This window comes from Rhizobium sp. O111, assembly GCF_055616315.1.
In genome coordinates this window covers 279248-293050 of record NZ_JBSHXL010000002.1, presented here as the reverse complement: position 1 = coordinate 293050, position 13803 = coordinate 279248, and the positions used below count along the sequence as shown (strand labels likewise).

Below are 13803 nucleotides of genomic sequence, written 5' to 3'. Positions count from 1 at the left end.
CGGAGAAGATGCCCGGCGCAATGCCTTTGAAGGAACGCCGATGCATAAGGCCCGCAGCATCTTGATCTGGGCAGTGGTTGCGATCTGTGTGGTCGCGCTGGTGACCCTGCCGGTGAATTTGCAGGCGCAGCTGATCGCCAGCATCACCGTGGTTGCCGTCATGGCGATCATCAAGGGCTTGAAGGGTGAAGGCACATGGCGCCTGATCGCGCTTGCCTTCGGCACCGCGATCGTCATGCGCTATGTCTATTGGCGAACGACAAGCACCTTGCCGCCGGTCAACCAGCCGGAAAACTTCATTCCCGGCCTGCTGCTCTATCTCGCCGAAATGTACAGCGTCGCCATGCTGGCGCTCAGCCTCTTCATCGTCGCGACACCCTTGCCGCCACGTCCTTCGCGCGTGGGAAAGCTCCAGCGCTTTCCGCACGTCGATGTGTTCGTGCCGACCTATAACGAGGATTCCCACCTCCTCGCCAACACGCTCTCGGCCGCCAAAGCAATGGACTATCCGGCGGACAAGCTGACCGTATGGCTGCTCGACGACGGCGGGACCGTGCAGAAACGCAATTCGAACAAGCTGCTGGAGGCGCAGGCAGCCGTTGCGCGCCACAATGAACTGAAGCAGCTCTGCGAGGAAATTGGCGTCCGCTATCTCACCCGTGAGCGCAACGAGCATGCCAAGGCCGGCAATCTCAACAATGGCATGCAGCATTCGACCGGCGAGCTGATCGCGGTTTTCGATGCCGACCACGCACCTGCGCGCGACTTCCTGCTCGAGACCGTCGGCTATTTCGACGACGATCCGAAGCTTTTCCTGGTGCAGACGCCGCACTTCTTCATCAATCCCGATCCGCTGGAGCGCAATCTGCGCACCTTCGACAACATGCCGAGCGAGAACGAGATGTTCTACGGCATCATACAGCGTGGGCTCGACAAGTGGAACGCGGCCTTCTTCTGCGGCTCTGCGGCGGTTCTGAGCCGCAAGGCGCTGGAATCGCAAAACGGCTTCAGCGGCATCAGCATCACCGAGGACTGCGAGACGGCGCTTGCGCTGCACGGAAGCGGCTGGAACAGCATCTATGTCGACAAGCCGCTGATCGCCGGCCTGCAGCCGGCGACGTTTGCGAGCTTCATCGGCCAGCGCAGCCGCTGGGCGCAGGGCATGATGCAGATCCTCAGGTTCCGCTTCCCGCTGCTTAAGCGCGGACTGACGATCCCGCAGCGCTTCTGCTACATGTCGTCGACGCTGTTCTGGCTGTTCCCCTTCCCGCGCACGGTCTTCCTGTTCGCACCGCTGTGCTACCTCTTCTTCGACCTCGAAATCTTCACCGCGTCCGGCGGTGAATTCCTGGCCTATACGCTCGCCTACATGCTCGTGAACCTCATCATGCAGAACTACCTCTACGGTTCGTTCCGCTGGCCCTGGATCTCGGAACTCTACGAGTATGTGCAGACGGTCCATCTGCTGCCGGCAGTGATCTCCGTGATGCTCAATCCAAGAAAGCCGACATTCAAGGTAACCGCCAAGGACGAGTCGATTGCCGTCAGCCGCCTGTCGGAAATCAGCCGTCCTTTCTTCGTCATCTTCGCGGTGCAGATCATCGCGCTGATCGTCACCATCTACCGCATCTATACCGAGCCTTATAAGGCCGATGTCACGCTCGTCGTCGGCGGCTGGAACCTGATCAATCTGATCATGGCGGGCTGCGCGCTCGGCGTCGTGTCGGAACGCGGCGAGCGCGCCTCTTCCCGCCGCGTGCGCGTCAACCGCCGGGCGGAATTCGGCATCAATGGCAAGTGGTACACGGCGTCGATCGAGGACGTGTCGGTGCATGGCGCTCGCCTGCACGTGTTCGACAAGCAGCTGGAGCAGTCGCTGGTCGGCGTCGAAGGCGAAGTGCGCTTCCGTCCGTTCAGTGGCGCCGATCTCGAAACGCTGCCGCTCGTGGTGCGCAACATTCAGCCGACGGACGGGCTGCTTGCCGTGGGCTGCCAGTATGTTCCGAAGAGCGCGCTGGATCACCGGCTGATCGCCGACCTGATGTTTGCGAACTCGGCGCAGTGGACGCAATTCCAGGAAGGCCGCCGCCGCAACCCCGGTCTGATCCGCGGAACGATCTGGTTCGTCGGCCTTGCGTTTTACCAAACGAGCCGCGGCCTGGTCTATTTCTTCCGCAGCATGCGGCCGGAGCGCGAAGAGCAGCGGCAAGTCTCGAAGGTGAATGGCTGATGCGGAAGATCGCCACCTCCCTCGGCTTCCTGCTTGCCGCTACCGCGCTCGCCTATGCGCAGACGTCGCCATTCGACATGTCGGGTGAACGTCCGCCGGAGGCAATTCCCGCCGTGCCGCGCATGACGCTTCCGGCGACACCCCCTGCTTCCGCTCCGACAACAACGCCGGCGCCGACGATCGCAATACAGCCGCCCGCGACACCCGCACCAGCCGCCCCGCCGGCAGCCGTAACACCTCTGCAGCCTTTCGCCGTCACTCCCGCGACACCGACCGTGCAACAACCGGCATCTCCGCCAGCGCAGGCGGATGCACCCGCCACGCAGCCAGGGCCAGTATCGTCGCCGACGCCAGCCGCGCAGACTGCAACGCCAGCAGCACAGCCGCCGCAGAAATCAGCGGCCGCAACAGCGTCCGCTCCGCTGCCTCCCGGCACATCGCGCCGCTATGTCGTGCCCTTCGCCAAGCTTGGACTGGACGGCGAATATGATCGCAAGTCGTGGTCTGTCTACCTGACGCCAGAGCAGGCAGCGGCACAGGCAACCTTCAACTTCACCTACCAGAACGCCATCGTCGTCGCGCCGGAGAGCTCGCAATTCACGATCCTGATCAACAACAGGGTCATTGGAGAGCAGCCCGTCGGCTCGTCTGATGGAGCGTCCACCGTCTCCCTGAGCATCCCGCCACGTCTGCTGCAGCCGGGGGCTAACCTGCTCACGATCGAAGCAAAGCAACGCCATCGCACCGATTGCACCGTGCAATCGACCTACGAGCTCTGGTCGGATATCGACCCCTCGCAGACCTATTTGACCTTCGTCGGCGAAGAGGCCGCGAAGTTCTCCAGCACCGACGCCATCCGCGCGATCGGCGTGGACGGCGCCGGCCAGACCGCGTTCAATTTCGTGGTTCCCGCGCTTGAGCAGCCGGGAACCACGAAGCCGCTCCTGAGGCTGGTGCAGGGGCTTTCGATCCTGAGCGGCATGCCGAACCAGACCATGTCGTTTACGAGTGGTTCCCTGCCCGCCTCGTCTCCTGGCCGGATGACGGTCGTGGTTGGCACGCCCAGCGAATTGCAGCCGCTGTTTGCCGTGCCGGTCGCCGCGCAGACGGCACCGCTCGCGACCTTCGCAACCGATCCACGCTCCGGCCAGACTGTTCTTTTGATTACGGGACCATCCTGGCCGGCGATCGCCACAGCAATCGAGACCATCGTCTCGACAACCGATCGCGCTGTCACAGTGCGCCGAGACGCGCTGGCCACGCAGCGGTGGACCGCGCCTGACGCGCCGCTTATCTTTTCAGACAGGACGATCGCCTTCTCACAGTTGGGTGTCAAATCGACCGAGTTCTCTGGCCGCCGCTTCCGTACGACCTTCAACATCGCTGTCCCGGCCGACTTTTACGCCAACGCCTATGGCGAGGCGACAGTGCTGCTCGACGCCGCCTATACGCAGAACGTGCTGCCGGGCAGCCATATCGATGTCTACGTCAACGGCAACATCGCCTCGACGCTACCAATCACCACGAAAGGCGGCGGCATCTATCGCCACCTGCCGATCCGCGTGACGATGCGACATTTCAAGCCCGGTCTGAACTCGGTATCGATCGAAACGATCCTGCAGACGGACGAGGACAATGTGTGCGTGCCGGGAACGGCGGCCGGCGCCGGACCGCGCTTCGCGCTGTTCGACACCAGCGAGTTTCACATGCCCGACTTCGCACGGGTCGGCCAACGCCCCAATCTGGCAGCACTCGCCGGAACGGGTTACCCCTACAGCCGTGCCGCCTCTCCGACACCGCTCTTCATCGACCGCGTAGACCCCGACACGCTCTCCGCCACGGCAACCGTGCTCGGCCAGATGGCCTTGATGGCCGGTCGGCCGATCGACGTCGAACCCGCCGCCTCGCCAGGCGCGATCGGCGACCGCGACGCCATGTTTGTTGGCTCCATCTCGCAGATGCCGCAGGCGGTTCTCTCGCAGCTCAACATCGCGACGACCAGCCAGGCAACATGGCGGCCGCTAGCCGCGACGCAGACGACGCCCAGCGAGACCAACGTTATGTTCGACGAATGGCGCTCCAAAGTGAGCGGCGGCGTCTGGCAGGGGCAGATCACCTCCTTCCAGGAATGGCTGCGTCGCAACTTCGATATTTCGCTGAGCACGCTGCAATTCATACCCGGCGCCGAGCAGGTGTTTACGCCCTCCAACACGAACAGCTTCCTGATCGCGCAAGGTGCGAATACGGCCGGTAACGGGACCTGGACGATCGTGACCGCGCCATCCGCCAAAGATCTCAGGGAAGGTGCTGATGCCATGACGTCGCAGCTGAACTGGCCGGAGATCGAGGGGCACGTAACGACCTATTCGGCCGCGACCGGCAAGATCGATACGGTGCCGGTCAGCCGTTTCGATTTCATCGCGACGGAGAGCTGGACCTTCGCCAACTATCGACTGATCGCCGCAAACTGGCTCTCGACCAACGTCCTGTCCTACGCGGTGCTGCTCGTCGTGTTGTCGCTGCTGATCGGCGTTGCGACGGCCGGCATGCTTGGAAGACTGGGCCGCCGCCAATGAGGGGCTGGCTGACGATAATGGTGGCGGTGGCACTAGCATCGCTGCTTTGCTTGCAGCAGCCCGCATCCGCGCAGACGGCAAAGATCGATGCTGCGTCGTGGAGTGCCTACAAGGCGAAGTTCCTCGACCCCACCGGTCGCATCATCGACAATGCCAACGGCAATATCAGCCATAGCGAGGGCCAGGGCTACGGCATGTGGCTCGCCTATCTGGCCAACGACCAGGCCGATTTCGAGCAGATCTGGTATTTTACCCGGACTGAATTGCTGCTGCGCGACGACGGACTTGCCGTCTGGAAATGGGATCCATCGGCCAAGCCGCATGTGACCGACGCCAACAATGCATCCGATGGCGACATGCTGATCGCCTATGCGCTGGCGCTGGCAGGCTCTGCCTGGAAGAACAACGATTACCTCGAAGCCGCCGCCAAGATCGCAAACGCGCTTCTGGCCAACGCCGTCGTCAAATCGGGCGGGCGCACGATCCTTCTCCCCGGTGTCGAGGGCTTCAACGCTCCCGGCCGCAAGGATGGCCCGGTCATCAACCCCTCCTACTGGATCTACGAGGCCATTCCCGTCATGGCGATGCTCGCCCCTTCCGACGCGTGGGGTGCGCTAACCGAGGACGGATTGACGTTGCTGCGCACAATGCAGTTCGGACCACGCAAGCTGCCGGCCGATTGGGTGAGCCTTCACCGTCAGCCGCAACCGGCCGAGGGTTTCGATGCGGAGTTCGGCTACAACGCCATCCGTATCCCGCTTTACCTCGCCCGGGCGGGAGTTTCGGACAAGGAACTGCTCTTACGATTATCGTCAGGAATGACCGCCGGCAATGGTGCGCCGGCAACGATCAACTTGAAAGACGGCCAGCCGAAACAATCACTTGATGACGCTGGTTATCGAATTGTTAACGATGTTGTGGCCTGTGTAGCACAAGGAACGAAGCTGCCCGCGTCGTCCCGGCAGTTCGCGCCATCGCTCTACTATCCATCGACCCTTCAACTCCTGGGGTTGGCCTTCGTCGCGGAGAAACATCCAGAGTGCCTTTGAAATCCTCGCTTGTCGCAGTGTCGGTCGCAGTGGTGGTGGCAGGTCTTGTCACCGCTCTGAAGGATCGCGCCGCCATTCAGGATATGCTCGGCCTCAACCAGCCCGCCGCAGCGCCTCAGCTGATGCTGATGGGCCGGATCAGTGGACCTGACGGTCCACCCAAGCAGCCGGCGGACATGCAGTCGATCGCCGAGCAGATACAGGCAACAGCAGGCGCACAGGCCCCGATCAACGCACAGCCGCAAGGCGAACCCGCCGCCCCGCAGCCAGACGCCGTCGCCCAAGCACAGCCGCAGCCACAACCGCAACAGCCGGCAGCGCAGAGACCGGCAGCCGCATCGACAAACCCGCAGCCTGCGGCGCCAAAGGTCGACGAAAGCGCGCTCCGCTATTTCGCGAGCCGTGGTGACAAGGCGAGGCTGCAGGCCGAGATATCGCGCCTTCAGGCGCTCTATCCGAACTGGGTGCCCCCGGCGGATCCGCTCGCCGTTCCCCAGAGCGGCGACAAGCAGCTCGAGGCGATGTGGCAGCTCTATTCCGAGGGCCGCTACGCCGAACTTCGCAAATCGATCGCCGACCGGCAGGCCGCCGAAGCCGGCTGGCAACCGCCGGCCGACTTGCTTGATCGCCTGGACGTCGCGGAAGCGCGCGCACGCCTGGTCAACGCCTCCGACCTGAAACAATACGCGACCGTCGTGCAGATCGGCGCGGCGACGCCGAGCCTGCTCACCTGCGCCGATATCGACGTGCTGTGGCGTGTGGCGGAAGCCTTCGCCCGCACCGACCGCACGCAGCGGGCGCAGGATGCCTATACCTACATTCTGAAGGCCTGCACCAACCCACAGGAGCGTCTGGCGACCATGCAAAAGGCGTCCGGCCTGTTGCCATATGCGCCGATGCAGGTCCTCCTCGGCCTTGAGCGTCCTGATGGAAACGGTGGTCGAGAATTCGACAGCATCCGCAACGACCTCGCGCGCAATTTCGTCGCCGCCAGCAACGCCAATCCCGACCTCGCCGTGTCGCCCGATTACCTGACGCTGGTGCAGCGACTGGCCGAAACACAAGGGCTCGCCTCCGACAATCTCTTGCTCGGCTGGTATCACCTGCGCCGCGAGAATTACACCGACGCGGAAAAGTGGTTCCGTGCCGCGCGCGCAAAGGAAGATTCCGCCAGCGCGTCGCAAGGTCTCGCACTGGCGCTGATTGCGGAGAAGAAGGAACAGGAAGCCGAAGACGTCATGTACAAGTGGCGCGGCGATTCCAAGGACGCCACCGCAACCTATCTCGCCGCCACCGCCAACCTCATGGCGCTGCAGCCGCCGGCGAATATTCCCGAGGAGGTGCTGAGCCGTATCGCGACCGAGATCATCGCGCAGAAATACGTGCCGACAGCGCAGCAATTCGGCTGGTACGCGCGCTCGCTCAATCAGCCGCAGACGGCTGCGCGCTGGTTTGAAACGGCGCTGCGCTGGAAACCGGATGACGAACCGTCTGCCTATGGCCTGGTGATCACGCGCGAGCAACTGAACGACCACCGAGGCGTCGCGGAAGTGCAGCGCCTGTGGGCGGGACGCTCGGCGCGCATTGCGCAACTCGGCGAGACCTCGGCCCTGACGCCGCAGGTGCGCGCGCCCCTTCCCGGACCCGGTCAGGCTCCGCAGTTTCAGCAAGTCCAGCCGCAACAGCAACAGGCGCCGCAGACGCAGACCTACCAGCCGCAAGTGATCGCCGAGCCCGCTCCCGTCGTGGCTGCAGCCGCTCCGGCCCAGCGCCCCGTGCCGCGGCAGGCAGAGCCAATTCAGCAGGCGTCGCGACCCGCCCCCGCCACGCGTGGCGCTCGCCAGATCCGCGGATGCTCAACGACGGTCGATGCCCGCCTGCTCGATCCCCAAAACGCACTGACCCGCGGCTGGTGCCTGATGGACCTGAACCGCCCGATGGAAGCCGTCGAAGCCTTCGAGGCCGCACTCGCCAGCCCAACCCGCAAGGTCCGCGAGGACGCTGCCTATGGCCAGAGCCTCGCCTATCTGCGCGCCGGGCTCTCCAACAATGCCGCTGTGGCGGCAACCAAAGCGCCGCAGACCCGCCAGCGGGCCGCAGAACTCCAGGTTTCCATCCTCGCCGATCGAGCGCTCGCCGCCTTCACCGCGAAGCGCTACCGCGAAGCGCTTGTCTATCTCGACCAGCGCGCGCAACTGCAGCAGGAACGCATCGATCTGATGGTCCTCAGGGGCTACAGCTACATGAACCTGCAGATGTACGGAGATGCCGAGCGCATCTTCAATGCCGCCGCATCCGTCGGCAGCAAGGATGGATACCGTGGCCTCGCGGATCTGAAGGATGCGACGCATCCCGAAGGCAAACAATAAGCCCTGTCAATCCGGATGATACGCATGGCGTGTCTCCGCAGCCAATCCCTCGCAAAGCGTGCTCTAGCTTGCCGCTCTTGACGTTCTTCTAAAAATGGAACATAATAAGAACAAATAGCGAGGTAAGCGTATGACCAGAACTGAGGAAGTCATAGCAAACGCATTGGCGGTCGTGGCCGCGTCGCGGGCGGAGCGAGAGCGTGATGCCGAACGACGACGCCGCGTCTTCGGCAAGATCGAAATCGGCCTGCCGCTCCCCAAGATCAAGGGGCAGCAACTGAGCCTGGATCTACACTGATCCTGGCTTAGAGGTCGGGTTTTCTCTTTCTGGACGGTTTCAATGTCAGGGCGGATCAGGTATCCCCGCTGGCTAGAAAACGAAGACGGGCGAGCACGTTTGTCCGTCACAGATGAGAAAGCTCGTCCATTGCCGGGTACCACGCCTTCCTGCTTCGACCGCCCCTACTCCGCCTTCCTTTTCGACATGGACGGCACGATCCTGAGCTCCCTTCTGGCCGCCGAGCGCGTCTGGGGCGCGTGGGCCGCACGGCAGGGGCTTGATGTCGAAGCATTCCTTCCGACCATGCACGGCGCACGCGGCGTCGATACGATCGCCAAGCTGAACCTGCCGGGTGTTGATCCGGTTGCGGAAGCAGCCGCCATCACCGAAGCCGAGATCAATGACGTCGAAGGCGTTTTCGCGCTGCCGGGTGCCGCGGCATTCCTGGCCTCGCTCCCGACAGACCGCTGGGCGATCGTCACCTCGTCGCCGCTTCGGCTTGCGCACAAGCGCCTGGAAGCAGCCGGCCTGCCGATCCCGAAATTCATCGTGACCGCCGAGGATGTCGAGATCGGCAAGCCCAATCCGCAGTGCTACATCCTGGGTGCCGAGCGTCTTGGCTTCAGCCCGAGCGAATGCCTTGTGTTCGAAGATGTGCAGGCGGGTATTCTGGCAGGCGAAGCCGCCGGATCCGATGTCCTGGTCATCACGGCGACCCAGCACCACGATCTCGAAACTTCGCACCCGACGCTTCACTCCTACGAGGACGTCAAGGTTCGGATTTACGAGGACGGCAAGGTTGGCCTCGGTAAATAACAGCAGAAATGAAAATGCCCGCCGCGAGACCTGCGGCGGGCATCTGCTCTTCGGCTCGGGAGAGAGTGAGCCTTAGATGTTGGCGAGCAACTCGTTGATGCGCGACTCCATGTCGGCAAGGGCGGCGTCGACGTCCTTCTGACCGGTGATAGCCGCGCTCATTTCCTGGCCGATAATGTCCTGGATCGCGAACTGGCGCTGGACGGTCGAGGGCAATGCGGTGCCGAGCGTTGCGATCGAGGCGATCGTGTCGCGGTGCGGCAGCGCCTTGAACTCCTTGGAGTCGAGAACGGCCTTGACCGCCGGCAGGTGTCCGGTGCGCGACCAGTCGAAGTCATTGTCGTGGAAGAACTTCAGGAACTTGCCGATCGCGGCATTTTCCTCATCGGAACGATCCTTGGTCGACACGGCCCAGCTGTGGCCATCCGCATACTGCGCCTTCTTGCCGGCGAAGAGCTGCGGATAGGGATAGACGGCGTAGCCGCCCTTGTTCAGTGCGGTGCCTGCCGTCTCGGACGAGGCATTATAGTCGCCGATCACCCAAGTGCCGTTCAGGTGCACGCCGCCTTCGCCGGCGAGGAAGGCATTGATGCTGGCGGCGTAGTCGAGATCCTTGACCGTATCGCCGTTGTCATAGATCGCCTTGTACATCTCGAGGACCTTCTTGGCCTCGGGCGTATTGATCTTCACCTGCTTCGGATCGGCGAAGAAGGCGGAATCCTGCTGGAAGAGATAGGTGTAGAGGTTGCGTGTATAGAGCGCGACTTCGTTGGCAAGATTCTGCACGAAGTAGGGCTTGCCGGTCTTTTCCTTGAACTGCTTGGCCTGAGCGAGAAGCTCTTCCGGGCTCGTCGGCAGCTTCGGCGTGCCGTCGGCGTTGACCAGTTCAGCCTTTTTGAAGAGGTCCATGTTGATGTGGTAGAGCATGGTCCAGTTGTCGATCGGCAGACCGTAGATCTTGCCGTCCTTTGTCACGCCGCCGAGGCTGGCGTCGGTAAAATCGGTCGGCGCGACGCCGACGGACTTCAGCACGTCATCGAGCGGCATGATCAGGCCCTTGCTCTGATAGTCCGCGAGAACCGACTGGTGGATGGTAACGATATCGGGCGGATCGCCGGCGGCAAACTGAGCGGTCAGCTGGTCATAGCCCGGCCATTCGACCGTGGTGACGGTCACATGCACATCGGGATTGTCGGCGTTGAACTTGTTGATCAGCGAGGTGATGATGCCGCACTCGCCGACCGCCTTGCTGACATCGGTGTTCTTGCCCCAATCGGCATCGCAGGCGCCGAAGAAGCGCTGCACCGTGAGCTCGGTGGCGGCGAATGCCGGCGATGCACCGATGAGCGCTATCACGGACGCCGCCGCCAGCATGTATTTCCTCAAATGATGTGTCATGCCCTTCTCCTCCTCTTCGGGGCTTTGCCCCTTTGGCTGGCCTCCTCCCCGGAAGCCGGTTGCGACGTCATCGCGTAAAGCCTCAGCGCACGGCGGCGCCAGAGACTGCCGTCACGATGTATTTCTGGAAAAACAGGTAGAGAACGAGAATCGGCGCGCTGGCAAAGACCGCCTGCGACATCAGGAAGCCGAGGCCTTCCGATTGCGCGAAATTGGTCTGTGTCGAGGCGATGCCGACCGTCAGCGTATACATTTCCTTCTTGGTGCCCGAGATCAGCGGCCAGAAGTAATCGTTCCAGGCGCCGAGGAAGGTGAAGATGCCGAGCGTCGCCTGTGCGGGAACCGTCAGCGGCAAAAGCACCTTCCAGAAGATCTTGAAGCGGCTGGCATTGTCGAGCAGTGCCGCCTCGTCGAGTTCCTTCGGGATGGCGCGGAAGTACTGCGTCATCAGGAACACGCCGAAGGGTGCCGACAGGCCGGGTAGGATCAGCCCGTGATAGGTGTTGTGGAACTTCAGCCAGCTGAACAGCTGGTGGCGGGCAATCAGTACCGCCTGCTCCGGAACCGCCAACCCCAGCAGCACGATGATAAAAAGCGTGTTGCGATAGGGAAAGTTCAGCCGCGCGAAACCGTAGCCTGCCAGCGACGAGAGCACCAGCGTGCCGATGGTAAGCCCGCCGGCGACGATCACGCTGTTCAGCACCCAGCGGAACACCGATGAGGTCGCCAAGATGTTGATATAGTTGTTGATCGTATAGGGCGCGTTGAAGACGGAATTCATGTCCGCCATCAGCTCCTTGTTGTCCTTCAGCGACAGGCCGATCACCCACAGCACCGGTGCAAGCATCACCAGCGCGCAGAGGATGGCGAGGAAAAGGATCACGCGGTCGCCCAGCGAACGGCCGACCATGTTGCCACCTGTTGCGACACTCATCCTTCTTCTCCCTTCCGGCGCGAAATGACGTACTGCGCCATGGCAGCGATGAGGATCAGGATGAAGAGGATTTCGGAGGCCGCAGCGCCCAGCCCGAGATCCCATTTGGTGAACGCCGCTTCGTAGATATAGAAAACGATCGGCTTGGAGACGTTATTCGGGCCGCCCATGGTCATCAGCTTGGCCTGGCCGAACAGCTGGAACTGCAGGACGATCTGAATGATCACGACGAGCGCGAAGGTGCGGCGGATCGACGGCAGCGTGATGTACCAGAGCGTTCGCCAACGGCTGGCATTGTCGAGCGCCGCCGCCTCGTAGATATCGCCTGGGATCTGCTGCAAAGCGGAGAGAAAGAGCATCATCGGCAGGCCGATGCACCACCAGATGGTCGCGATCGCGATGCCGATCATCGCCAGCTTCGGATCCGACAAAAACGCCGGCGGCGTGGCGCCGAACCAGCCGTAGATGGTGGCGAGCAGACCGAAATTGCCGATAAAGACGATGCGCCAGATCAACGTGACGATGGTGACCGACAGGACCGACGAGGAGAAATAGATCGTGCGCAGCGCCGCGGCTGTGCGCGTCTTGCGGTTCAAGGCGAGCGCCAGCATCAGGCCGATGATGGCGAGCGCAGGCACGGTCAGCAGCACGAAGTAGAATGTGTTGCCGATCGCCTGGATGAAGATCTTGTCGCGAAACAGCCTGAAGTAATTGTCGATGCCCACGAAGCGGCCGACACCAAAGGCATCCGCCTTGTGCAGGCTGAGCCAGATGCCCCAGAACAGCGGAACGACCAACAATGTCACGAAGAAGAAGAGATAGGGCAGAACGAAGATCGCGTTACGCCAGAGCGGCGCATTGATGTTCTGCACCTTCAGCCGCGCGGAAGCCTTGGCGAGCGTGGCGGCGCCGGACAGTGTAGTCTCAGCCATGGCCCGGCTCCTCGTTATGCCAGGCGCGACCCTCGGCGTCGAAGAGATGCGTTCTGCTGCCGTCGAGCGTCAGCCCCACCTCGTCGCCGATCGCGACGCGGCTGTTGCCGATATCCTCGGCGACGATGACGCTTCCATCGGTGAGCCTGGTGTAGAGCAGCGTACGGTCGCCCAGGCGCTCGAGCACATCGACCTTGCCCGTCGTGGTGGCCGGAACGCCGTTTGCGAGCTTCACGGCCTCGGCGCGGATGCCGAGCGCGTGGCTGCCGCCGTTGAGGCCGGCGGCGCGGATGGCGGTCTTGAGCTGCGTGCCGTCAGGCAGCTTGGCGCTGATGAAGCCGTCTTGTTGGGAGATCCCAACATCGAGGAAGTTCATCGTCGGTGAGCCGACGAAAGTGGCGACGAAGCGGCTGGCCGGGCGGGAGTAGATCTCCATCGGTGAGCCGATCTGCTCGATCTTGCGGTTGTTCATGACCACGATGCGATCGGCCAGCGTCATCGCCTCGATCTGGTCGTGGGTGACGAAAATCATCGTCGACTTCACGCGGTTGCGGAGCTGCGCGAGTTCGACGCGGGTGCGCACGCGCAGCGCCGCGTCAAGGTTCGACAACGGTTCGTCGAACAGGAATGCCTTGGGTTCCTTGACAATGGCGCGGCCGATGGCGACGCGCTGGCGCTGGCCGCCGGAGAGCTGGCCGGGCTTGCGCTCCAGAAGATGGCCGATCTCCAGCATGCGGGCGGCCTCCGCCACCCGGGCCGAAATCACGTCCGAGGGGACCGCGATGTTGCGCAGCCCGAAGGCCATGTTGTCGGCAACAGTCATGTGCGGATAGAGCGCGTAACTCTGGAACACCATGGCGATGTCGCGCTGGCCGGGCGGCAGCGTATCGATACGCTCGCCATTGATCGAGATCGTGCCTTCATCGACGCTTTCGAGCCCGGCGATCATTCTCAGAAGCGTGGACTTTCCGCAGCCGGACGGGCCGAGAAAGACCATGAACTCATTGGCCTTGATCGACAGCGACAGGCCGTCAAGCACGGTCATCGAGCCGTAGCGCTTGCTGACATTGCTGATTTCGATATTCGCCGTCATCCGGCTGCTCCCAAGCTGCAGTCAGAATCCGAAAATCCGATATGAACACATGGCTGGCACGAAACGGCGCGAATGGCGCCTGCTATGACAAGCAGGCCGCCTTCCGTCCATGATGGTGCCAAAACA

10 protein-coding genes are annotated in these 13803 nt (G+C 62.6%); 6 read left to right on the top strand and 4 right to left on the bottom strand.

The window, feature by feature from the left end; genetic code table 11:
* Positions 1 to 40: 40 nt before the first annotated feature.
* The 6 genes from bcsA to ACVTFQ_RS20910 all read left to right on the top strand — a co-directional run bounded on the left by bcsA (position 41) and on the right by ACVTFQ_RS20910 (position 9320).
* Positions 41 to 2230 (top strand): UDP-forming cellulose synthase catalytic subunit, encoded by a 2190-nt coding sequence (gene bcsA / locus ACVTFQ_RS20935; RefSeq protein WP_112435265.1) that lies wholly within the window; start codon positions 41 to 43, stop codon positions 2228 to 2230.
* Positions 2230 to 4806, top strand: coding sequence for a cellulose biosynthesis cyclic di-GMP-binding regulatory protein BcsB (locus ACVTFQ_RS20930; protein ID WP_112949446.1), 2577 nt, complete (start codon positions 2230 to 2232; stop codon positions 4804 to 4806). The genes bcsA and ACVTFQ_RS20930 overlap by 1 nt, the downstream gene beginning before the upstream one ends.
* Positions 4803 to 5855, top strand: a complete 1053-nt coding sequence (locus ACVTFQ_RS20925; protein ID WP_112949447.1) for a family 8 glycosyl hydrolase — start codon at positions 4803 to 4805, stop codon at positions 5853 to 5855. Before ACVTFQ_RS20930 ends, ACVTFQ_RS20925 begins: the two co-directional genes overlap by 4 nt.
* A complete protein-coding gene (locus ACVTFQ_RS20920; RefSeq protein WP_112949448.1) occupies positions 5852 to 8224 on the top strand; it encodes a cellulose synthase in 2373 nt (790 codons plus the stop codon). Before ACVTFQ_RS20925 ends, ACVTFQ_RS20920 begins: the two co-directional genes overlap by 4 nt.
* Before the next feature lie 130 nt (positions 8225 to 8354).
* Positions 8355 to 8522: a hypothetical protein gene (locus ACVTFQ_RS20915; protein WP_165936891.1), complete on the top strand. Its 168-nt coding sequence runs from the start codon at positions 8355 to 8357 to the stop codon at positions 8520 to 8522.
* 99 nt (positions 8523 to 8621) lie between these two features.
* A complete protein-coding gene (locus tag ACVTFQ_RS20910) occupies positions 8622 to 9320 on the top strand; it encodes an HAD-IA family hydrolase (RefSeq protein ID WP_413391150.1) in 699 nt (232 codons plus the stop codon).
* 72 nt (positions 9321 to 9392) lie between these two features.
* On the opposite strand, the gene ACVTFQ_RS20905 is transcribed toward ACVTFQ_RS20910, so the two are convergent.
* The 4 genes from ACVTFQ_RS20905 to ACVTFQ_RS20890 form a co-directional block, all read right to left on the bottom strand.
* Positions 9393 to 10718 (bottom strand): ABC transporter substrate-binding protein, encoded by a 1326-nt coding sequence (locus tag ACVTFQ_RS20905; protein WP_112949449.1) that lies wholly within the window; start codon positions 10716 to 10718, stop codon positions 9393 to 9395.
* An 82-nt stretch (positions 10719 to 10800) separates the two neighbouring features.
* Complete coding sequence (locus tag ACVTFQ_RS20900; protein ID WP_112949450.1) at positions 10801 to 11652, bottom strand: carbohydrate ABC transporter permease; 852 nt, start codon at positions 11650 to 11652, stop codon at positions 10801 to 10803.
* Positions 11649 to 12584, bottom strand: coding sequence for a carbohydrate ABC transporter permease (locus ACVTFQ_RS20895; RefSeq protein WP_112949451.1), 936 nt, complete (start codon positions 12582 to 12584; stop codon positions 11649 to 11651). Before ACVTFQ_RS20895 ends, ACVTFQ_RS20900 begins: the two co-directional genes overlap by 4 nt.
* Positions 12577 to 13677: an ABC transporter ATP-binding protein gene (locus tag ACVTFQ_RS20890; RefSeq protein WP_112988771.1), complete on the bottom strand. Its 1101-nt coding sequence runs from the start codon at positions 13675 to 13677 to the stop codon at positions 12577 to 12579. The genes ACVTFQ_RS20895 and ACVTFQ_RS20890 overlap by 8 nt, the downstream gene beginning before the upstream one ends.
* Positions 13678 to 13803: the final 126 nt, after the last annotated feature.